At 71.7% G+C, this 20084-nt stretch carries 18 protein-coding genes; 12 read left to right on the forward strand and 6 right to left on the reverse strand.

Annotated features, from left to right (window positions below; all coding sequences use genetic code 11):
* Positions 1–28: 28 nt before the first annotated feature.
* From J1M44_RS04405 to galE, 10 genes are read left to right on the forward strand one after another with little or no spacing between them, the layout of a single operon-like run.
* A complete protein-coding gene (locus J1M44_RS04405; RefSeq protein ID WP_206480638.1) occupies positions 29–952 on the forward strand; it encodes a glycosyltransferase family 2 protein in 924 nt (307 codons plus the stop codon).
* A complete protein-coding gene (locus J1M44_RS04410) occupies positions 949–2010 on the forward strand; it encodes a CgeB family protein (protein ID WP_206480640.1) in 1062 nt (353 codons plus the stop codon). The genes J1M44_RS04405 and J1M44_RS04410 overlap by 4 nt, the downstream gene beginning before the upstream one ends.
* Complete coding sequence (locus J1M44_RS04415; protein ID WP_206480642.1) at positions 2007–3128, forward strand: RNA-binding protein; 1122 nt, start codon at positions 2007–2009, stop codon at positions 3126–3128. Before J1M44_RS04410 ends, J1M44_RS04415 begins: the two co-directional genes overlap by 4 nt.
* On the forward strand, positions 3125–3916 hold the full coding sequence (locus J1M44_RS04420; protein ID WP_206480644.1) for a cytidylyltransferase domain-containing protein: 792 nt from the start codon (positions 3125–3127) through the stop codon (positions 3914–3916). Before J1M44_RS04415 ends, J1M44_RS04420 begins: the two co-directional genes overlap by 4 nt.
* Entirely contained in the window at positions 3913–6156 is a 2244-nt protein-coding gene (locus tag J1M44_RS04425; RefSeq protein ID WP_206480646.1) for an N-acetylneuraminate synthase family protein, read from the forward strand. The genes J1M44_RS04420 and J1M44_RS04425 overlap by 4 nt, the downstream gene beginning before the upstream one ends.
* Positions 6147–7283, forward strand: coding sequence for a glycosyltransferase (locus tag J1M44_RS04430; RefSeq protein ID WP_342356567.1), 1137 nt, complete (start codon positions 6147–6149; stop codon positions 7281–7283). Before J1M44_RS04425 ends, J1M44_RS04430 begins: the two co-directional genes overlap by 10 nt.
* Positions 7280–8317 (forward strand): glycosyltransferase family 4 protein, encoded by a 1038-nt coding sequence (locus J1M44_RS04435; protein ID WP_206480648.1) that lies wholly within the window; start codon positions 7280–7282, stop codon positions 8315–8317. The genes J1M44_RS04430 and J1M44_RS04435 overlap by 4 nt, the downstream gene beginning before the upstream one ends.
* Positions 8318–8333: 16 nt before the next feature.
* Positions 8334–9296, forward strand: a complete 963-nt coding sequence (locus J1M44_RS04440) for a glycosyltransferase family 2 protein (RefSeq protein ID WP_206480650.1) — start codon at positions 8334–8336, stop codon at positions 9294–9296.
* Between the two features lie 25 nt (positions 9297–9321).
* Entirely contained in the window at positions 9322–10464 is a 1143-nt protein-coding gene (locus tag J1M44_RS04445; protein WP_144862311.1) for a glycosyltransferase, read from the forward strand.
* Complete coding sequence (galE, locus tag J1M44_RS04450; RefSeq protein ID WP_036340621.1) at positions 10464–11447, forward strand: UDP-glucose 4-epimerase GalE; 984 nt, start codon at positions 10464–10466, stop codon at positions 11445–11447. Before J1M44_RS04445 ends, galE begins: the two co-directional genes overlap by 1 nt.
* 10 nt (positions 11448–11457) lie before the next feature.
* On the opposite strand, the gene J1M44_RS04455 is transcribed toward galE, so the two are convergent.
* Genes J1M44_RS04455 through J1M44_RS04465 form a run of 3 tightly spaced genes read right to left on the reverse strand, consistent with a single transcriptional unit; the run spans position 11458 to position 14367 of the window.
* Positions 11458–12465 carry a hypothetical protein gene (locus J1M44_RS04455; protein ID WP_144862313.1) on the reverse strand — a complete coding sequence of 336 codons (1008 nt, stop codon included), beginning with the start codon at positions 12463–12465 and terminating at the stop codon, positions 11458–11460.
* Between the two features lie 24 nt (positions 12466–12489).
* Complete coding sequence (gene rfbA / locus J1M44_RS04460; protein ID WP_144862315.1) at positions 12490–13359, reverse strand: glucose-1-phosphate thymidylyltransferase RfbA; 870 nt, start codon at positions 13357–13359, stop codon at positions 12490–12492.
* A 21-nt stretch (positions 13360–13380) separates the two neighbouring features.
* Positions 13381–14367, reverse strand: coding sequence for a glycosyltransferase family 2 protein (locus tag J1M44_RS04465; RefSeq protein ID WP_052001260.1), 987 nt, complete (start codon positions 14365–14367; stop codon positions 13381–13383).
* Positions 14368–14418: 51 nt separating this feature from the next.
* Between J1M44_RS04465 and J1M44_RS04470 the strand changes: the two genes are divergently transcribed.
* Both J1M44_RS04470 and J1M44_RS04475 read left to right on the forward strand, forming a co-directional pair.
* Positions 14419–15279 (forward strand): alpha-1,2-fucosyltransferase, encoded by an 861-nt coding sequence (locus tag J1M44_RS04470; protein WP_144862318.1) that lies wholly within the window; start codon positions 14419–14421, stop codon positions 15277–15279.
* Positions 15280–15283: 4 nt separating this feature from the next.
* Complete coding sequence (locus J1M44_RS04475; protein ID WP_036340540.1) at positions 15284–17251, forward strand: glycosyltransferase; 1968 nt, start codon at positions 15284–15286, stop codon at positions 17249–17251.
* Positions 17252–17302: 51 nt separating this feature from the next.
* On the opposite strand, the gene J1M44_RS04480 is transcribed toward J1M44_RS04475, so the two are convergent.
* The 3 genes from J1M44_RS04480 to J1M44_RS04490 are packed head-to-tail and all read right to left on the reverse strand — an operon-like array spanning position 17303 to position 20031.
* Positions 17303–18142 (reverse strand): glycosyltransferase family 25 protein, encoded by an 840-nt coding sequence (locus J1M44_RS04480; RefSeq protein WP_144862320.1) that lies wholly within the window; start codon positions 18140–18142, stop codon positions 17303–17305.
* A gap of 51 nt (positions 18143–18193) precedes the next feature.
* On the reverse strand, positions 18194–19024 hold the full coding sequence (locus J1M44_RS04485) for an alpha-1,2-fucosyltransferase (RefSeq protein WP_144862321.1): 831 nt from the start codon (positions 19022–19024) through the stop codon (positions 18194–18196).
* The gene (locus J1M44_RS04490; protein WP_144862323.1) at positions 19021–20031 is read right to left on the reverse strand and encodes a hypothetical protein; all 1011 of its coding nucleotides are present in this window, start codon (positions 20029–20031) and stop codon (positions 19021–19023) included. Before J1M44_RS04490 ends, J1M44_RS04485 begins: the two co-directional genes overlap by 4 nt.
* Positions 20032–20084: the final 53 nt, after the last annotated feature.

A 20084-nucleotide genomic window follows, 5' to 3' on the forward strand; every position in this document is an offset into this window, starting at 1 on the left:
CTCCATCCGAGCCGAGGGAGGAACCCGCATGGCAGCCCAGTCGCCCACGGCGGCCGTCACCGTGGTGATCCCGCACTACGGCGATCCGGCCCCCACCCTCGCCCTCGTCGCCCGCCTGCTGACCGATCCCGGGGACGCGCTGGCCGCCGTCGTGGTCTCGGACGACGCCTCGCCCACCCCGTATCCCGAAGCCCACGATCCACGACTCACCGTGGTGCGCCGCGAGCGCAACGGCGGGTTCGGGGCGAACGTGAACACCGGCCTGGCCGCGGTCACCACCGAGCTGGCCCTGGTCCTCAACTCGGACGCCGAGATCACGGGGGCGCAGATCGACGCGCTGGTGGCGGCGGCCGCTCCGTACCAGCCGGCCGTCGTCAGTCCGCAGGTCGTCAACGAGGACGGCTCGCCGCAGTGGTCCGGCCGGCACTTCCCCACGGTCCTGCACCAGACCGTCGAGTGGCTGACTCCGCTGGCCCGCTTCCGTCACCTGGACGTGCTCCACGAGGCCGTGGGGCACGACGTCGCGGCGGCCCGGTCCGCCTCGCCCGTGGCGGTCGACTGGGTGATGGGCGCCGTGCTGCTCCTGCCGATGGCGCAGGTCCGCGCCGTCGGCGGGTTCGACGAGGAGTACTTCATGAACTCCGAGGAGGTCGACCTGCAGCGTCGCCTGCGCGAGCGCGGCGTGCCGTCGATCGTGGTGCCGGCCGTCCGTGTGCCGCACGGGCTGCACGGCTCCTCGGACCCGCTGCGCCGGCGCGGCTGGCTGGTGGACTCCCGGTACCGCTACGCCCGGAAGTTCGGTCACCCCCGGGTCCTCAAGGCCGCGCTCACCGCGGCCACCGGGGCGAACTTCGCCGTGAACGCGCTCCGGCAGGCCCGCGGTGTGGACGTGGACGCCCGCGCCGTCCTCCGGGACGAGCACGCGCTGGTCTGGAAGGGGCAGCGCCGATGAGCGCCACCGGCTACACCGTGCCGGCGCCGCCCGACGCTCGGGGCGGCCGCTCACCGGAACGGCTGTTCCTCGTCTCGCCGGCGTTCCACGGCTACCACCGCTCCATCGCGGCGGCGTGGGCGGCCCAGGGCTTCGACGTCACGGTGCACTGCTACGACGCCTACGCCACGCTCGGCATGAAGCTGCGGAACAAGGGGCTGCTCGAGCTGCCACAGAAGGCGGGCGTCGACCGCACGGCCGCGCGGGTCGCCTGGGACACGGGGCGGGCCGTGGCCGCGCTGCGCGAGGCCCGGCCGGACCGCGTGCTCGTGATCAAGGGGGACTCGCTGGGCGAGGACTTCTGGTCCGAGATCCTCGATGCGGGCCTGCCCCGCATGCTCTGGCTGTACGACGACCTCGCGCGGCACGACTACTCGATGGAGTTCCTGCGCTCCGTCGGGCCGGTGCTCAGCTACGCCCGCTCCGAGGCCGAGCTGCTGGCCGGCGAGGGCGTGGACGCGCACTACATGCCCAACGGTTTCGACCCGGCGATGGCGCTGCCGGAGGTGCCGCGGCGCGAGGAACTGGTCTTCGTGGGCTCGCGCTACCCGAACCGCGTGGAGCTGCTCTCGCGCCTGGCCGCGGCCGGGGTGCCGGTGCGCGCCTACGGGCGTCAGTGGAGCCACCACCCGGTGGACCGCCTGCGCACGTGGGAGCTGACCCGGCCGGACCTGCCGGCCGAACGGGACATCCCCCTCGAGGAGGCGTACGCCGTGCAGGCGGCCGCCGCGGGTGCCATCAACATCCACGGCCTGCAGGCCGGCCACGCGATGCGGACCTTCGAGGTGCCCGGCATGGGCGGTCTCCAGCTGGTCGATCGGGCCGACGTGGCCGAGTTCTACGTCCCGGACGAGGAGGTGCTCGTCTTCGAGGACGCGGACCACCTCATCGAGCTGGGCCGCCGGGTCGTCGCGGATCCCGCCTGGGGGGCGCGCATCCGGGAGGCCGGCCGCCGCCGGTCGCACGCGGAGCACACGTTCGCGCACCGGGCGGCCATGGCCCAGGGGTGGTGGGCATGACCGACGCGCCCCTCTTCTGGCGCTCCGAGGACCTGCCACGCTGGCACGCGTGGCAGCGCGCCCAGTGGCCGCTGACCCGGCGGGCCGCGGACACCGCGCGCTCGACCGTGCGCGGCGTGGCCGGCGCCCTGACACGCCGCGGGTCCACCGGCGACGGCACCCCCCGCCTGCTCCTGCCGCCGGGGGACGTGCACACCCTCGTCGCCCTCGAGTCCTTCGGCCCCACGCAGCTGGCCGCGCTGGCCTCGCCCGTGGCCGCCCTGGTGACCGCGCGGCCGGAGGCCGCCACCGGGGTCGGCTGGGTGCTGCCCGCCGGAGACGCACCCGCCCTGCCCGGGGCCGCGGGTCACCGGGAGCACGCCGCCACCGCCGACGTCGTGACGGATCGCCTGTCCGGGCTCCGCCGCGTCCTGGTGGCGGGGGAGTACCTGCCCTCGGGCCGCGCCGCCGTGCGCTGGGCCCGGCAGCGGGGGGCGCGGGTCGGCGTCGTCCAGCACGGGCTGCTGGCCGTGTCCACGCCGCCCGTCCCGCAGGACGCCACCCTGTACGCCTTCACGAGCGCGGACGCGGACTGGTGGACCCAGGGCCGCGCCGATGTGGAGGCCGTCCCGGTGGGCTCGGCGCTGCTGGAGCAGGCCCGCCGGACCGCGCCCGCGCGCTCGGACGCCGGGGACGACGGCCCCGGGGTGTTCCTCGGCCAGCTGCACGGCGCCGAGCTGGCCCGCCGGGACTTCGCCGCGGCCGCCGAACAGTACGTGCGGGCCACCGGCGCCGCCTACCGCCCCCACCCGGCCGAGCGGGACCGTCTCTCCCGCGGCCAGCACGCGGCCTGGCGCAGGGCCGGCGTGCGGATCGACGACGCCGGGGCGCCTCTCGTCGCCACCCGCGGACCCGTGGCCGCCGTCTTCTCCACCGGGATCCTCGAGGCCGCGCAGGCCGGCAGACCCGCGTGGGCCGTCCACCCGGACCCGCCCGCCTGGCTCGAGGGGTTCTGGCGGCGCTACGGCATGACCCGGTGGCGGCCCGGCCGCACCCCGGAGCCCACCCCCGCCCTGGCCCCGCCGACCCCGGACCCCGCGGCCGCGATCGCCGAGCACGTCTGGAAGGAGTCCGCGTGAGCATCCTGTGCGTCATCCCCGTGCGCGGCGGGTCCCGGGGGCTGCCCGGCAAGAACATCCGCCTCCTCGGCGGCCACCCGCTCGTGGCCTGGACCATCCAGGCCGCCCTCGAGGCGGAGGAGGACCTGCACGTGGTGGTCTCCACGGACTCGGCCGAGATCGCCGAGGTCGCCCTCCGCTACGGCGCGGACGTCCCGGGCCTGCGCCCGGCCCACCTGGCGCAGGACTCGACGCCCACCGAGCCCGTGATCGAGCACGTGCTCGCGGCCGAGCGCGCGGCCGGCGTCGAGCCCGAGGGCGTGATGCTCCTCCAGGCCACCAGCCCGCTCCGCCTGCCCGGCACCCTGGACCGCGCCGTGCGGCAGTTCCGGGACACGGGGGTGGACTCGCTGGTCGGCGTCGTCCGGGTGTCCCCGTTCCTGTGGCGCCACGCCGAGGACCCCGACGGGGACCCGATCCCGGACTTCGACGTCACGGCGCGCAAGCGCCGGCAGGACATGACGCGCACCGACCTGCGGTTCCGCGAGAACGGGTCCCTCTACGTGACGCGCCCCTGGGTCTACGACCGGCTGCACAACCGGCTCGGCGGCCGGATCGGCCTGCTGGAGCTCGACGACCTCGAAGGCGTGGACATCGACACCGAGCTGGACTTCGCCCTCGCCGAGCAGCAGATGGACCAGTACCTGGCGGTCCACAAGGTGCTCCGGCACCGCCCCGACCTCGGTGCCCCGCGCACCGACGAGACCCCCACCACCGGCCCGAACCGCACCCCCGGAGGCGCGCAGTGATCATCGAACGCAGGCTCACCCCCTACCTCGTCTTCCCCGAGGACTCGCTCCTGGTCGCCCTGCACAAGATGACCGACAACCGCGAGCGCACCGTGTTCGTGGTGGACTCCCACGGCTTCCTCGTCGGCTCCCTGACGGACGGGGACGTGCGCCGCTGGCTCGTGGCGCATCCGGAGGCGTCGCTGGACGTGGCCGCGGCCGACGTCGCCCATCGCGACCCGGCGACGGCCTCCCTGGGCGCCTCCCCGGCCGAGATGCGCGAGGCCCTGCCCGCCGGGGCGCTGCACCTGCCGCTGCTGGACGAGCGCGGCCGCCTGACAGCCCTGGCGATCGACCGGGAGGCGGAGCTGCGGATCGGCGGGCACCGGATCGGGGAGGGCCACCCGGCGTTCCTGATCGCGGAGATCGGCAACAACCACCAGGGCGATGTGGACCTGGCTCGCCGTCTCGTGGACCTGGCCGTCGAGGCGGGTGCGGACGCCGTGAAGTTCCAGCTGCGGGACATGGACGCCCTGTACCGGCAGTCCGGTGCGGCCACCGCCGGTGAGGACCTGGGCGCCCAGCGCACCCTGGACGAGCTGGCCAAGTTCTCGCTCTCCGCCGAGGACATGGTGCGGGTGTTCGACCACGTCCGGGACGCCGGCGTCGCCCTGATGTGCACCCCGTGGGACGCCCCGTCCATGCGGGTGCTGCGCGAGTACCCGGTGGACGGCGTGAAGATCGCCTCGGCGGACCTGACGAACCATGGTCTGCTGCGGGACGCGGCCGCCTCCGGCCTGCCGATGGTGCTCTCCACCGGCATGTCCCGGGAGGAGGAGATCCGCGAGGCGGCGGCCCTCGTGCGCTCCTTCGGCGTCCCCTTCGCGATGCTGCACGCCCAGTCCACGTACCCCGCCCCCTACAAGGACGTGAACCTGGCCTACCTGGACCGGCTCGCGGAGATCGCGCAGACGCCGGTGGGCTACTCGGGCCACGAGCGCGGCTTCCACGTGGCCCTGGCCGCGGTGGCCCGGGGCGCCGCGATCATCGAGAAGCACTTCACCGTGGACCGCGGGCTCGAGGGCAACGACCACAAGGTCTCCCTGCTGCCGGAGGAGTTCGCGCAGCTGGTCCGGCAGACCCGGGACATCGAGGAGTCGATCGGCGTCGGGACCGAGCGCGTGGTCTCCACGGGCGAGGCGATGAACCGCATCAACCTGGCCAAGTCCCTGGTGGCGGCCCGTCCGCTGCGGGTCGGCGCCACGATCACCGCCGACGACGTGACCGTGAAGTCCCCGGGCCGTGGCCTGCAGCCCAACGAGCTGCCGCGCCTGGTCGGCCGCACGCTGCACCGCGAGATGGCCGAGGGCGACTTCTTCTTCGCCGGCGACCTCACGGACACGGTGCCCACCGGGCGCCAGTTCCAGTTCCGGCGCCCCTGGGGCCTGCCGGTGCGCTACCACGACGTCGAGGCGCTGACGAAGGACTGCACCCCGGACTTCCTGGAGTTCCACTTCTCCTACAAGGACCTCGAGATCGACATCGACTCGGTGTTCCGCGAGCCCATGCCGATGGGCTTCACCACCCACCTGCCGGACATCTTCTCCGGTGACTTCCTTGTGGACCTGGCCAGCGACGACGACGCCGTGTGGGAGCGCTCGATCGCCGAGGTGCAGCGCACGATCGACATCACCCGGGACCTGAAGCGCTGGTTCCCGAACGAGGAGGAGCCCATCATGGTCATCACCATGGGCGGGTTCACCCTGGACCGGCACATCCGCCCGGAGGAGCGGCGGCCGAAGTACGAGCGCATCGCCGAGGCCGTGCAGCGCCTGGACACCTCCGGCATCCGGATCGCCGCGCAGACGCTGCCGCCGTTCCCGTGGCTGATGGGCGGTCAGCAGTACCACAACCTCTTCATGGACCCGGACGACACCGTGGCGTTCGTGGAGGCCACGGGGGTGCCCCTGTGCCTGGACATCTCCCACTCCAAGCTCTCGGCCACGTTCCTGGGGATCCCGTTCTCGGAGATGGTGGAGAAGCTGGCCCCGCACACCATCCACCTGCACCTCGTGGACGCCACCGGTGTGGACGGGGAGGGGCCGCAGATCGGTGAGGGCGACGTCGACTGGCCCGTGCTGTGCGAGCAGCTGGACCGCCTGGCGCCCGGGGTGAGCTTCATCCCGGAGATCTGGCAGGGCCACATCAACAACGGCGAGGGCTTCTGGACGGCCCTGGACCGCCTGGAGCAGTGGCTGTGATCCCGGAGGCGGCGAGGACCGCCCTGGCTCCGCTGACGCTCTGGGTGGTTCCCGTGGCCGACCTCGGCGGCGTGGCCCGGCACGTCCTCGACGTCGCGCGCGTGGGCCTGCCCGGTCTGCGTCTGGCGGTGCTCTGCCCCGAGGGGCCGCTCGCCGAGCGCCTGCGCGAGCAGGGGGCGGCGGTGTTCACCGGGGACGTCGGTCCCGACGCCGGCCTGGCCGCCTCGGTGCGCACGCTCCGGACGGCGGTGCGCACCCTGCGCCCGGCCGCGGTCCACACGCACCTGGCCTACGCCGACCTCACGGCCTTCGCCGCGCTCGGCCCGGGGCGGGCCCGGCGGCGGACCAGTGCGCCGGCGCTGCTCAGCACCGAGCACGGGATCGCCCCGGACGACGGGCTGTACAACCGCGCCGCGGCGGCCCGGGTGAAGAACGCCGCGCACCGCGCCCGGCTGCGCGGCACGGACCTCGTGGTCTCGGTGGCGCAGTCCACCGCGGACGTGCTCCGGCGCAAGTGGGGCACGGGGGCGCCCCTCACCGTGGTGCGCAACGGGGTGGACGTGTCCGCGGTGCGGGCCGCGGCCGCGGGGCAGCGGCGCGCACCGGGGGAGGGGCTGCGGATCCTCTCCCTGTCCCGGCTGGCGCCCGAGAAGAACCTCGACCGGCTGATCGCCGCGCTGCCGGCCCTGCTGGAGCGGGACCCCGGGACGCGGTTGACGCTGGCCGGCGCTGGCCCCCTGGAGGGGGAGCTGCGCGCCCAGGCCGAGGCACTCGGTGTCGCGGAGGCGGTCGACCTTCCCGGCTTCGTGGAGCCGTGGGAGACCATGGCCGAGCACGACGTGCTGGTGCAGCTCTCCGCGTGGGAGAACCTCAGCTACACCCTGCTCGACGCCGCGGCCGCGGGCCTGCCCGCCGTCGCCACGGACGTGGGCGGCAACGGGGAGATCCTGCCCCCCGAGCGCCTGGTCCGCGAGACCACGCCGGCGGCCATCGCCGACGCCGTCGTGCGTGCCGCCGCCGACGGCCCGGGTGAGGTGCGCGTGGGCGACGTGGAGACGATGGCACGGGCCACCGCCGAGGCGACCCTCGAGGTGCTCGGGCGCCGGGTGGGGAAGTCCTCGGGATGACCGGTCGCATCTGGATCCTGGCGAACCAGGGCGAAGTGGGTGGCGGCGAGGTGATGCTGCACCACCTCGCCATTGCCCTGCGCGAGCTGGGGCGGGATGTGGGCGTCGTGGCCCCGGCGCACCCGGCCGAGACCGCCGATCGCCTCGACGCGGACGGTTTCGACGTGGTCCGCGTGGGTGGGCCCGGACGCCTGGGGTACCTGCGTGCTCTCCGGGCCTGGGACCGTGGCCGTGGCGGGGACGACGTCGTGTGGTGCAACGGGCTGCTGCCGGCCACGGCGCTGGCCGGCCGGCCGCGCCGGATCGTGCACCTGCATCAGGTACCCGAGAAGCCGGTTCTGCGGGTGTTCTCCGCCCTGGCGCGTCCCGGTGCGCTCGCGGTCCTCGCGCCGTCCCGATTCGCGGCGGACCGCATCCGCGGGGCGCGCGTGCTCCACAACTGGGTTCCGGCCCCGACGGCGCCGCAGACACGGCGGGCCCGCGGTGCCGATGATCCGGTGACCGTGGGCTTCCTTGGCCGGCTGTCCGAGGACAAGGGCATCGTGACGCTCCTGGAGGCCGCCGCGCTGCTGCGGAAGACCGACCCGGGTGCTTTCGTGTTCCGCGTCGCGGGGGAGAGCCGATTCGTGGCGGAGGACGAGGCCGGCCGGCTCGCCACCGCCCTGACGGCAGCCGGTGAGGACGTCCAGGTGCTCGGCTGGCAGGACAGCGGTGAGTTCCTGGCCTCCGTGGACGTGCTGGCCGTGCCGTCGCAGTGGGCCGAGGTCTTCGGCCTGGTGACGGCCGAGGCGATGGCGGCGGGCGTTCCGGTGGTGGCTTCCGATGCGGGGGCCGTTCCCGAGGTGGTCGGCAGCGATCACCCCTTCGTTGTTCCGCAGCGCGACGCTGCCGCACTCGCGAATTGCTTGCGGGCGGTACGAGCGATCGATCTGGGGGCGGTGGCCCACTCCCAGCGACGCCGCTGGGAGTCGCTGTTCTCTCCCGAGGCCGGCCGCGCCGCCGTCGCCGAGCTCCTGGATGACCTGTCCCTATGATCCCCGCGGAGGACTCATGACCGAGACGCCCCTGACCCCCGAGGCCAGCGTGATCGTCCCCAGCCGGGGCGGCGCCCAGCGGCTGCCGCGCCTGATCGGCGCCCTCACCGCGCAGGAGGACGCCCCGCCGTTCGAGGTCTACGTGGTCGTGGACGGGGATGTGGACGGGTCGGAAGCGGTGCTCGCCCAGTTGGCCGCAGAACATCCGGGCCTGGACCTGAGTTGGACCGTCTTCCGGGAGAACCGCGGACGGGTCGCTGCGCTCAACGCCGGCGCCGACGCGACGTCCGGCCGCATCCTCATCCGCGCGGACGACGACCTGGAGCCCGGGCCCCACTACATCCGGGACCACGTGGCCGCTCATGAGGAGGGTCCTCGGGGTGTCATCGGCCTGACCAAGGACGTCCTGCCCGAAACGGCCTATCAAAAGGTCTACGGCACGGCGCAGGGGCGCACCCACCGGGCCCACGCATACGCTCTGCCCGCAGAGCAGCAGTGGCGGCACTGGGCGGGCAACGTCTCCGTGCCCCGCACTCTGCACGAGGAGCTCGGCGGCTACGACCCGGACTACCGCCGCTACGGGTGGGAGGACGTCGACTTCGGCTACCGGCTCCACGCGGCGGGATACCCCGTGGTGATCTGCCCGGAGCTGGAGACGCGGCATCATGCCGCCGCCGCGACGACGTACACCAAGGCCCGCCGGGCCCTGCACTCGGGTTCTGCCCGGCAGACGTTCGTAGCCAAGCACGGCGTCGGTGTCCTCGAGGGGGTCGGCGCCCCCGCGGGGCTGTGGGGCGCCGCCGTGCGGGCGCTCGCCGCGGTCACTACGGAAGCCACCTTGGAACAGGGATCCAAGGCGGTCGACGCCCTGACGGGCCGCCTCCCCGCCCCGGTCGCCCGCAAGCTCATCGCGCTGCAGGTGGAGGCCGCCGCGGAGGCTGGCCGCGTCCACCCCGAGCGTGCTCGCCGCACGTTCTGACCATCGGCTCGCAGGAGAGGACCCCATGACCGCCGACGCCGCCGGCCGCATCGCGATCGCCCACGACTACCTGACGCAGAAGGGCGGAGCCGAGCGGGTCGTCCTGGCCCTGCACCGCATGTGGCCGGACGCCCCGATCTACACGACCTTCTACGACCCCGAGGGGACGTTCCCGGAGTTCAAGGACGCCCGGATCATCACCTCCCCCCTGAACCGGGTCGGCGTCCTGCGCAGGGATCCGCGCCGCGCCCTGCCGTTGCTGCCCGTCGCCTCCTCGCTCATGCACGTGAAGGAGCCGGTCGCGGTGGTCTCGACCTCCGGATGGGCCCACGGATTCCGTTACGACGGCGCCACGCTCGTCTACTGCCACACCCCGGCGCGCTGGGTCTACCTGCTGGACGACTACCTGGGCGAGGACGGTCAGAACAGCATCAAGGGCCGGATCGCCCGCGTGCTGCGCCCGGGTCTGCGCAGGTGGGACCGCGCGGCCGTTCGACGTCGATCACGCTATGTGGCCAACTCCACGGTGGTGAAGGAGCGCATCGAGGAGGTGTACGGGCTGATAGACGTGCCCGTCGTGTTCCCGCCGCACTCGGTGTCCACTGATGGACCCCAGGAGCCGATCCCGGGCGCCGAGCACCTTGCCGAGGGCGGATACTTGCTCTCCGTGGCGCGGCTCATGCCGTACAAGCACGTGGACGTGGCCATCCGTGCAGCGGAGCGCACCGGCCTGCGGCTGCTGGTGATCGGCAAGGGCCCCGAAGAGGCGCGCCTGAAGGCGATGGCTGGCGACGGCGTCGTCTTCGCCCAGGACCTCACCGACGCGCAGCTGCGCTGGGCCTACGCCCATGCCACCGCGCTGATCGCGGCCAGCCACGAGGACTTCGGAATCACTCCCCTGGAGGCGAGCGCGTGGGGCGTCCCCACCGTGGCGCTGCGGGCCGGCGGGTATCTGGACACGATCACAGAGGGCGTCAACGGGGTGTTCGTCGAGGCGCCCACGGTGGAAGCCGTGACCGATGGCGTCGAGCAGGCGCTGGCCCGGGACTGGGACCCCCCTGCGATGCGGGCGCACGCGGAGCGCTTCTCGGAGGACCAAATCGCCCGTCAGGTCCGCACCCAACTTGGGCAGCTCCAGACCCATGCCCGGAACAAGGGGGCGATGTGATGACCTGGGTCGTGACCGGAGGCGCCGGCTACATCGGGGCGCACGTCGTCCGGGCGTTTAGGGAGCGGGGTCTGCCGGTCGCGGTCGTAGACGACCTGTCCACCGGGCACCGGGAGTTCGTCCCCGACGGCGTCCCGTTCTTTCATGCGGATGTCACGGACACCGCAGCGCTGACGGCGGTGCTCCGTGAGAATGAGGCAGAGGGGGTCGTCCACGTCGCCGGGTACAAGTACGCGGGGGAGTCTGTTCGGGTGCCGTTGACGGCGTACCACGTCAACGTCCAGGGAACCGCGAGCGTACTCGCCGCGATGGCGGCCACGCAGGTGGAGAACATCGTCTTCTCGTCGTCGGCTGCGGTCTACGGGACACCCGCCGTTGAGCGGGTCACCGAGGACACATCGCCGGCACCTGAGTCGCCGTATGGCGAGTCAAAGCTGATCGGAGAGTGGCTGCTGCGGGACCAGGAGCGTGCCGTCGGCATCCGTCATACCAGCCTGCGGTACTTCAACGTGGTCGGATCCGGGTGGGCGGACATCACGGATCTCAGCCCCCACAACCTCTTCCCCATGGTCTTCTCTGCGCTGGAGAGGGGCGAGCGGCCCCGTATCTTCGGCGACGACTATGCGACCCCCGACGGCACCTGCATCCGGGACTACGTCCACGTCCAGGATGTCGCGGACGCGCACGTGGCGGCCGCGCGGGCGCTGACGTCCGGCGCGGGCCTGCACTCCGTGTACAACCTGGGGTCGGGGGAAGGGACCTCTGTGCGCGAGATCATGGCCGCGGTCCGTGACGTCACGGGGGTCTCCGACCCGCCGGAGGTGCACGCCCGACGCCCCGGGGATCCGGCGCGAATCGTGGCCGACGGCACGCTGGCAGCCCAGGACTTCGGCTGGCGTATGCGCCACTCGGTGGAGGACATGGTCCGGTCGGCGTGGGACGCCCATCGACGCCTGGGGATCTCAGCAAGCGGCGACGAATAGGCGAATCGGTTCAGCCTTGCTGAGGGGACGAGATCAGCCGTTCTAGCTCTTGGGTCAGACGCGGCGGCTCGGGCCACCCCATCACGGTGCCCATCTGTCGCAGGCGCCATCGCCAGTCGAGGGTGCGACGCGCGCACTCCTGCTGCTCGGCAGCTCGCTCGGGGGACCAGCATTCGGCGGCCGCGGTCAGGATGGGCCAGGCATCCTCACGCGACGTCGGGGAGATCTCCAGCGTGGCCCCGTCCCATAGCGTGCTCGTCGCTGCGGCTGGCGCGGTCCCCGCCACGAGGCATCCGGCCGCGAGTGCATCCATCCACCGGCCGGTCAGGTAGTCCCGTGTGGGATGGGTGTACGGAGCGGGGCTGACGAGGTTCGAGAATGCGAGCACCAGTTTCGCCCCCATGAGGGCCTCTCGGACGTTGCGCTGGTTCTGGCCCGGGTCGTCACTCGTCGGCGGGCGCCCCGCGAACCGTAGGCCTTGCCGGTGGGCTTCCAGGGCCGTAGCGTCGTCGTCCGCCCAGGCTTCGGGCTGGCGGCCCAGGCGCAGCACATCGATGCCGCGGTGTTGCGCGGCGCCGGGGTAGAGCGCTGTGTCCGCGCCCCAGGGCAGGACGGAGACCGGGGTGCCGGTGATCTGCTCCCACTCCTCGACGAGCTGGGGGTCCGTGATGAACACCCGATCCACGTGGGCGGTGCCGCGCAGGAGTCGCGGTGTCCTGTCGGTCCAGAACGAGTCGATGACCCACACCGCGGTGGAGTCGTAACCCGGAAACCACAGACGGGGCCGGGCCGCGTAGGCGGCCATGCCCGCGTGGGGGGCGACGACGAGGAGGTGGTGACCCGGGCGCCGGCGACCCCGGGGCAGGGACGCTGCCGTCTTCCGGAACAGCGACACCTCCCCGTGGTCATCCACCACCGCCACGCGGGCGTCGAAGAGGCGAGCAGCGAGGGCCACAAGCTCGGCGACGGGCCCCCAGCCGGAGCCCCTGGGGCGGACGTACAGGATGTCGAGAGTCATGGGTTCTCCGGGGTGCGCGCCGGTTCAGCGGGCGTTCTCGAGCAGGTCCAGGAGATACCGGCCGTACCCGGACTTCACCAGCGGCTCAGCGCGCTCGCGCAGCTCGTCGTCTGTCAGCAGGCCCTGGCGCCAGGCGACCTCCTCCGGCGCTCCGACCTTGAGCCCCTGGCGGGACTCGATGGTGCGGATGAAGTTCGAGGCGTCGTTGAGGTCGTGGAAGGTGCCGGTGTCCAGCCAGGCCGTGCCCCGGGGGAGGACCTCGACGTTCAGGGTGCCGCGCTCCAGGTAGGTGCGGTTGACGTCGGTGATCTCCAGCTCACCACGTGCAGAGGGCTTCAGGGCGCGCGCGATCTCCACGACGTCGTTGTCGTAGAAGTACAGCCCGGGCACGACGTAGTGGGACTTCGGCGCCGTGGGCTTCTCCTCGAGGGAGACGGCCCGCCCGGTGCCGTCGAACTCGACGACGCCGTAGGCGGTGGGGTCGGCCACCCAGTAGCCGAACACCGTGGCCCCGTGGACCTCGGTGTGGCGCCGCAGCTGCTGGCCCATCCCCGGCCCGTAGAAGATGTTGTCCCCGAGCACGAGGGCCACGTGGTCGTCGCCGATGTGCTCCTCTCCCAGGAGGAACGCCTGGGCGAGACCGTCGGGGGAGGGCTGCTGCACATAGGTGAGGGAGATCCCGAACTGGGAGCCGTCCCCCAGAAGGCGCTGGAACTGGCCGGCGTCGTGGGGGGTGGTGATCACCAGGATGTCGCTGATCCCCGCCAGGATGAGCGTCGAGAGCGGGTAGTAGATCATCGGCTTGTCGTACACCGGCACGAGCTGCTTCGAGATGGCGTGGGTGATCGGGTGCAGCCGGGAGCCCGTGCCGCCGGCCAGGATGATGCCCTTCATGGTGGCGACTCTATCGGGGCCTCACCGGCTCAGCACGTTGCCTTCCGCCGGGCCCGGGCCCAGCAGCGCCTGGACGTCGGCCCACGACGACGGCAACGTGTCCCCGATCGGGCGCAGCGTCCCCCGGGGATACCAGGCGGCGTTCGCGACCGCCTCACCGGACAGGAGCCGACGCCACACGGTGCGCAGTTCGTCCTCCGAGGCCGAGCCGAGCCAGCGCCAGTGGTAGGCCTTGTCCCCGTCCAGGTCCGCCAGGGCCACCGCAGCGGCACCGATGCGGGTTTTCCTTGCGAACTGCTCGAAGGACCGCCAGGGCAGGTGGAGGATGCGCAGCCCCTCGCCCTCGCGGGATCCCGGGCGGCTCACCTCGTGGTTGCCCATCGCCAGGACCGCCCCCTCCCATGCGCGGAAGGCGACCTTGTCGTCGAAGTGGCGGGCGGTGTCGAGGCGCCACTGCTGCCCGTCCGGCGTCGGGAAGAGGTTGTACAGGTGGGCCCGGCGCACCGGCGCCCCCGAGCCGGTGAGGGCGTCGACCAGCCGGCCTTGCGGGGCGAACCACAGTTCGTCCGCGTCGAAGGGGATGATCCACCGGGCCCCCGCGGCGGAGACCAGGTCGGCCAGGCGGGTCATCTTCGCGGACTGGTAGTAGGCCGCCTCACGGTCCGTGCCGACGTGCACATGGGGGAACTCCTCCGCCAGTCGTGCCAGCACCTGGGGGGTGTCGTCCTCGGACAGGTTGTCCACGATCAGCAGGTGGTCCACGCCCTGCCGCACGAGGTGACGGACCGCCGTCTCGATGACGTCCGCCTCGTTGCGCACCATGGCGATCGCCCAGGGCCCCGGATGGTCCTCGAGCGGCGGAACCTCGAGACCGGCCTCGGCGGCCGAGTACTGGGCCCGGAAGACGGGGTCCGCCCGCAGGCGGCGGGCCTCTGCGCGAAGCTCCGCGTCCTTGCGGGCCAGGAAGGCGCGGTGCTTGAGGGCACGCGCCGGGGAGAGGAGGTCCACAGTGATCGCTTCCGTCTCGGGGAGGAGAGGTCCTCTCGGTAGGGTAGCGGCATGGCCCGCCGCGATCCTGCCGCCGCCGCCCGTGCGCGGGCGCTCTCCCTGGTACGCACCCAGCAGCCCTTCGTCATCTGGGGCGCCGAGCCCATGAACGGGGGGAACTACCTCTACCTGTGGGCGACGGCGTGGGCGCGGCAGCGGCACACCGGCGAGCGATGGCTCGTGCGACACAAGCCCAAGATGGACCCGTGGCTCCAGGAGTTCCCCCTGCTGCAGGCGTTGACGGTCGACGAGGCGGACGTGGGCTGGCGGCAGAGGCGCACGGTGGAGTGGGGGCAGCAGGCGGGGCAGGATTTCCGCTTCAAGGACCTGCGGGACTTCGCGCGCGAGCTGCTGCTCGCGAGCGAGTCCTTCCGCAGCCGGATGGCCGCTCGCCCGGACGGCGTCGTGGTCGTCAATGTGCGACGCGGCGACTACTACGCGGACGCCGGCCTCAGGGCGGTCTTCGGCTTCGACATCCCCGGCTACGTGCATGCCGCGCTCCGGCGCATCCCGGCCGAGCGGCAGGAGCGTGTCGTCGTCGTGTCCGACGACCCGGACTGGTGCGCTGCGAACCTCGGCTTCCTCGGGAGGGAGAGGTCCGTCGTCTTCATGCCGACCCCGCACGACATGTTCGAGGACCTGGCGCAGCTGGCCGTGGCGCGAGACCTGATCCTGGGCAACTCCACGTTTTCGTACTGGGGCGGGTACCTCGCCACCGCGCGCTCCGCATGGGAGCGCCCGAGGACCGTCTTCGCCCCGCTCCATTTCAACCGCCTCTACAGCGACGGGGAGTCCCCGCTGCTCCTCCCCGAGTGGACGGCGATCCCCGATGACGAGTTCTCCATGCCGGACCGAATCCAGGAAGAGGCCTGACATCATGTCCATCCACGCCCACAGCGCCTCGACCCCCACGGCGCCGTCGGTGTCCGTGGTGATCCCCGTCTACAACGGCGCGCGCACCCTGCCGCTGCAGCTGGAGGCGCTCCGCACGCAGGTCGGTGCGCCCCCGTTCGAGGTCATCGTCGTGGACAACCGTTCCACCGACGACCTACAGGGCGCCATGCGGCCCTTCATGGAGTCCGGCCCCTCGCTCAGGGTGGTCCGGGCTGAGGCGCATCAGGGGTCCTCCTACGCCCGCAACAGGGGGATCGCCGCCGCCCGCGCCCCCTACGTCATGTTCTGCGATGCGGACGACGTCGTCTCGCGGCACTGGGTGGCCGCCGGGGCGGCGGCCTTCGGCACGACGTCGATCTGGACGGGTAGCGTGACGCACCTTCCCGCCGAGATCTTCGACCAGGGACTGGACGCCGTCCGCGACCGGCTCGGAGACGAGCTGCAGCCGCAGGACGGACCCGGCCGGGAGGTCTCCGGCCCCTTCCCCGTGCTGATGGGGGGCGACTTCGGAGCATCGCGTCAGTTGCTCGAAGCCGTAGGTGGCTTCGACCAGTCATTCCCCCACGCGGGCGATGACAACGACCTCGCCTTCCGCGTCCTACGAGCCGGGCACCGGCTGGTGGAGATGCCGCAGGTAAGGGTCGCCTCCCGGGGCAAGGCCAGCCCGCGGGCGGCTCGCAAGATCGCGTTCCGGTCCGCGAAGGCCCATGCGCTCCTGGCGGATCGCTATGGCGTGTGGGACCGCTCTCGAGCCACGACGTGGGCGAGCGAGCCCGTGCGGTGCCTGGGGGCGGCGCTGAAGATGGCGGCCCATCCGACGACGGCGGACTGGCGGGGGCTCGCTTCGCGGACGGCGATGGCCGCCGGCACGCTCGCGGGAGCCGTGGAGTACCACCTGTTGCGCCGTCGTCCCACACCGCAGGTCGGCCTGGGCCTTGGCCCCGACGACCCGGCGCTCCCCGGGGAAGTGCGGCAGGGCGCAGGGGAACCCGGCGATCCCGAGTTGGTCAGTGTGATTATCCCGGCGTACAACGCCGAGGCCTACATCGCCGAGCAGATCGAGAGCCTGGCCGTGCAGGTGGACCCTCCGGAGTTCGAGGTGATCGTGGCCGACAATGGGAGCACGGACCGCACGGTGTCGGCTACCCGCGAGGCCGCGAAGCGCTACGGTCTCACTGTGACCGTGGTCGACGCCCGGGGGCCGGCGAGCGCCTCGCACGCCCGCAACGTCGGGGCCCTGGCGGCTGCGGGAGAGGTCCTGCTTTTCTGCGACGCAGACGACTTCGTCGGGCCCGAGTGGGTCCGGGAGCTCGCCGCGGCCGTGCGCTCGCGGGAGGACGCCCTGGCCGTGGGTACCCTCCTCCACCGGCGGTTCAACGACGCCGCCGTGCTCGCCGCCTATGACATCCCTTCCGAGGTCGGCGTGCCCGGCACGGACGCGACGGGGTATCCGGTGGTGCATGGCGGGTTCGCCGGGCACCTCCCCACCGTGGCGGGTAATGACTTCGGCGTCCGCCGCTCCATGTACCTCGCGGCTGGCGGGATGGACTCCTCTTTCCCCGGTGGCTCTGAGGAGACGGACTTCTCCTGGCGCGCCCAGCGCCGCGGGGTGGTCGTCGTGCACGCGCCGCATGCGGTCGTCCACTATCGCCTGCGGTCCACCCCGCAGACCGTCTTCCGGCAGCAGCGGATCCAGCAGGTCGGCAGGATGCTGCTGTGGATCCGCCACCGACACGAGGGCATGAGTGGGCCGAGCTGGCGGGTGTCGGCCACGGAGGTGGCTCGCCACCTTCCGGCCTACGTCGTCACCCGCGAGCGCGGCGCGCGGCTACGCCACGCCCGAATCGCCGGCGGGCACCTGGGCGCCCTGCAGGGTATGGTCCGCTACCGGCTGTTGAAGCGGATCCCACCACGGCGGCTGATGGACGGGGCCTCCGCCGTCGGGTTCTGATCTACGGACCCTCCTGCCTGGCGGGCCGCCGCGGCGGCTCGCCGGGTCGCCTCAGCGAGCCTTGATGTCGTGCGCGGTGGCCCGAACGGCGAGACGCGAGGCTTGCCATCGCGAGCGCAGCGCTACCGCCGTCTTCAGGCGGACCAGGAGACCATCGGCGCGGCCAGGCGTCTCGCCATCGCGGGCAAGGGACTCCGCATCCCGCGTCGTGGACCCGCCCATATAGGTCACCAGCCCGGGTCTCAGCACGCGAATGTCGAGACCGTACCTGTCCCGGAACAGCGGCCAGTCGTCGGCGATGGTCCAGGGGCCGCCCGCATCTTCTACGAGTCCCGAGACGAGCTTGCGTGCACCCGAGCGAGTGACCAGATAAAAGGCTGTCGTGTATGGATTTCCCTCGAACCGGCCGATCCGTCGGATTCGGCCCCCGCGCACAATGGGGCGAGACAGTAGCGAGAGTTGGGACTCGGTCATAAGAATGCGGTGGAACGCGAGCGAGGGGTTCGTGGGGGCGCGATCTGCCAGCACGGCGATGTCGAAGGAGTTGTCCTTTAGGATGCAGTTGAGGACCGCCTCCGTCTGGGTCGGCATGAGGACGTCGTCCTCGGAGATAAGAGCCACCCCGTCGTCGGGGCCTGTGCTCGACGCGAAGGACTCGAGGACACGGAAGTGGCTGATGGCGCATCCCGCCTGGCCGGGGGTGGGTGAACCGGGGTAGTGCTCGCGGTAGCGGGCCACATTGAAGTAAGGGGACGGATCCGAGGTGGAGCCGTTGAACGCATCGTAAAAGCGGAACCAGGCGGCCCCCGGCCCATCCATGAACCGGGGGCGTCGATCACTGTCGGTGAGCGAGATGCAAACCCGGCGCTCCAACCGGCTTGAATGAACCATGCGCCCAGCATAGCCAAGGGCGGTTCCCCTTTCCGAGGTTCCGACAGAGGGCTACCTGGCGAGGTCCCCGCACCCTTCCTCCAGCACGGTCCACGAAGGCCTGAGCTGGTGAGCACGACCACCGTTGAGGTTACGGCTGAACAGTGCCGGTGCAATGACGAGACGGCCCGGGTGCAACTCGTCGCCGATGTATCCACCCCAATAGGAGAAGGTGGAGTTCGTGATGATCAGGCGGCGGGCATGCACGACGGCGCGCAGATCGTGGAAGAGGTCGCCGTCCTCATAGATCGCCGGGCCGTGCGGCTCGAGGACGGGGCCAAGATTCTCCCTGCACCAGTCCAGGCCGTCCGAAATCACAATGATGCGCCCGATGGGGCCGGAGACCGCCGCCGCTCGGCTGATGGCGGCCCGAACGTAGGCGACCTGATCCATTCCGAACTCGGCCTCGTGCTGGGGGACCGAGTAGTAATCGCCGCGCCGCACATTGACAACGACATCGTCCTCGGATATTCCATCCGGGACCGCAGCGACGGGGGAACCGGGGAGCAGCACCTCACGGATGAAGCCTGGGAGCTCGGCGGGCTGATAGGGGATAGGCTCCGGGGACTCCTCGCGCCATGGCATCACCCGTCGCGCGGTGAAGGGCACGCGGTCCCTCGTGACGAAGTAGCGTCCCCGCAGAGTGGGGAAGAGCGCGACCGCTGCCTCCCGCTTGGGGTGCAACAGGACCCTGCGCCCCTCTTGACGGTCGTCGCCTTCGAATGCCCACAGTCCCTGGTACAGAATGTTTCCCAGTCCCATCCAGTCGGGAACCCAGGACACGGGGTCGCCGCGGCGGATCGCTTTCAGGGCGCGTGACTTCGACTTGTCGAGGAACTTCATGTATCGCAATCTACAGGGCCGTCATGTCCCGACGTGCGCTGCTCCATTCGAGTGGGTGACAGCCTCCGGCACCTCGCCCACAGGGCCGTCGCCCCGGATGAGATCCTTTGCGAGTCCTCGCTACGGTCCGTCGGGCGGTGGCGTGGGAGCGTCTCAGCGATAGGCCTCGTCGGGCGGGGTGAACCCCTTCTCCAGCCGGATGTGGTCATGGTGCTTGAGGGACAGGGGTAGGCGATGTCGGCGAGGATCTGGGTCCAGCCCACGGGGTACAGGTCGATCTCGTCTCGCACGCCTCCCGGGTGATCCCTCAGAAGAGGGAGGAAGTAGTCCAGGCGCCGTTCGACCTCGTGGAACCACTCCGCCGTGAACGGCGAACGGGGGCGAGCGATCATGGCCATCGTCCCCATGACGCTGGCGAAATGGATGCGCAGGTCCCGCTCCATGTGACCGCCATACGGGGGGATCCTCCCCTTGGAGTCCTCGGGATACCCAAGGACCCACGCCTCGGAATCGCCGTTTAGGCGGGTGAACATGTCTGCCCATGAACCCGCAGGGGCCTTGAGGTCCATGTATCCGCCGCCATGGTGGTGGAGAAGGTACGCCCGCAGATAGTCCGAGCGGTGCGTTAGGGACAGATGCGGGTAGGCCGGGTGCAGAGGATGATGCTCCACGGTCCACTCGTGCAGTGTGGCCGGAGTCACGAATTCGACCGGGACCCCGACTATCGTGCGGATCCGGCCCAGGTTGGCGGCGCGGATGGCGGGCATCTCGTTCAACCCCGTCCACAGGACGAAGATGCGTTCCGGTGCGGGCAGGGTCTCCTGCATCGGCGCATCGAAGCGCAGGAAGCGATGGAGCGGGTAGCGGTGGGGGTTGAAGCTGAGCGGCCGGAGACGCTGCGCCGTCGTGTCGAGGAGCTCGCGCGCCTGCTGTGCGGACACCTTCCGGAGGGTCCAGACCTGGTGCTTCGCCCTGCGGGCGGCGTTAAGCGCCTTCTCCTTGATCACACTGGCAGTGTGCCATGAGGCACCGGTGTGCAGTCCCCCAGGTGTCGAACAGG

It is taken from the genome of Micrococcus sp. KRD128, assembly GCF_017168395.1.
Classification (GTDB): Bacteria; Actinomycetota; Actinomycetes; order Actinomycetales; family Micrococcaceae; genus Micrococcus; species Micrococcus luteus.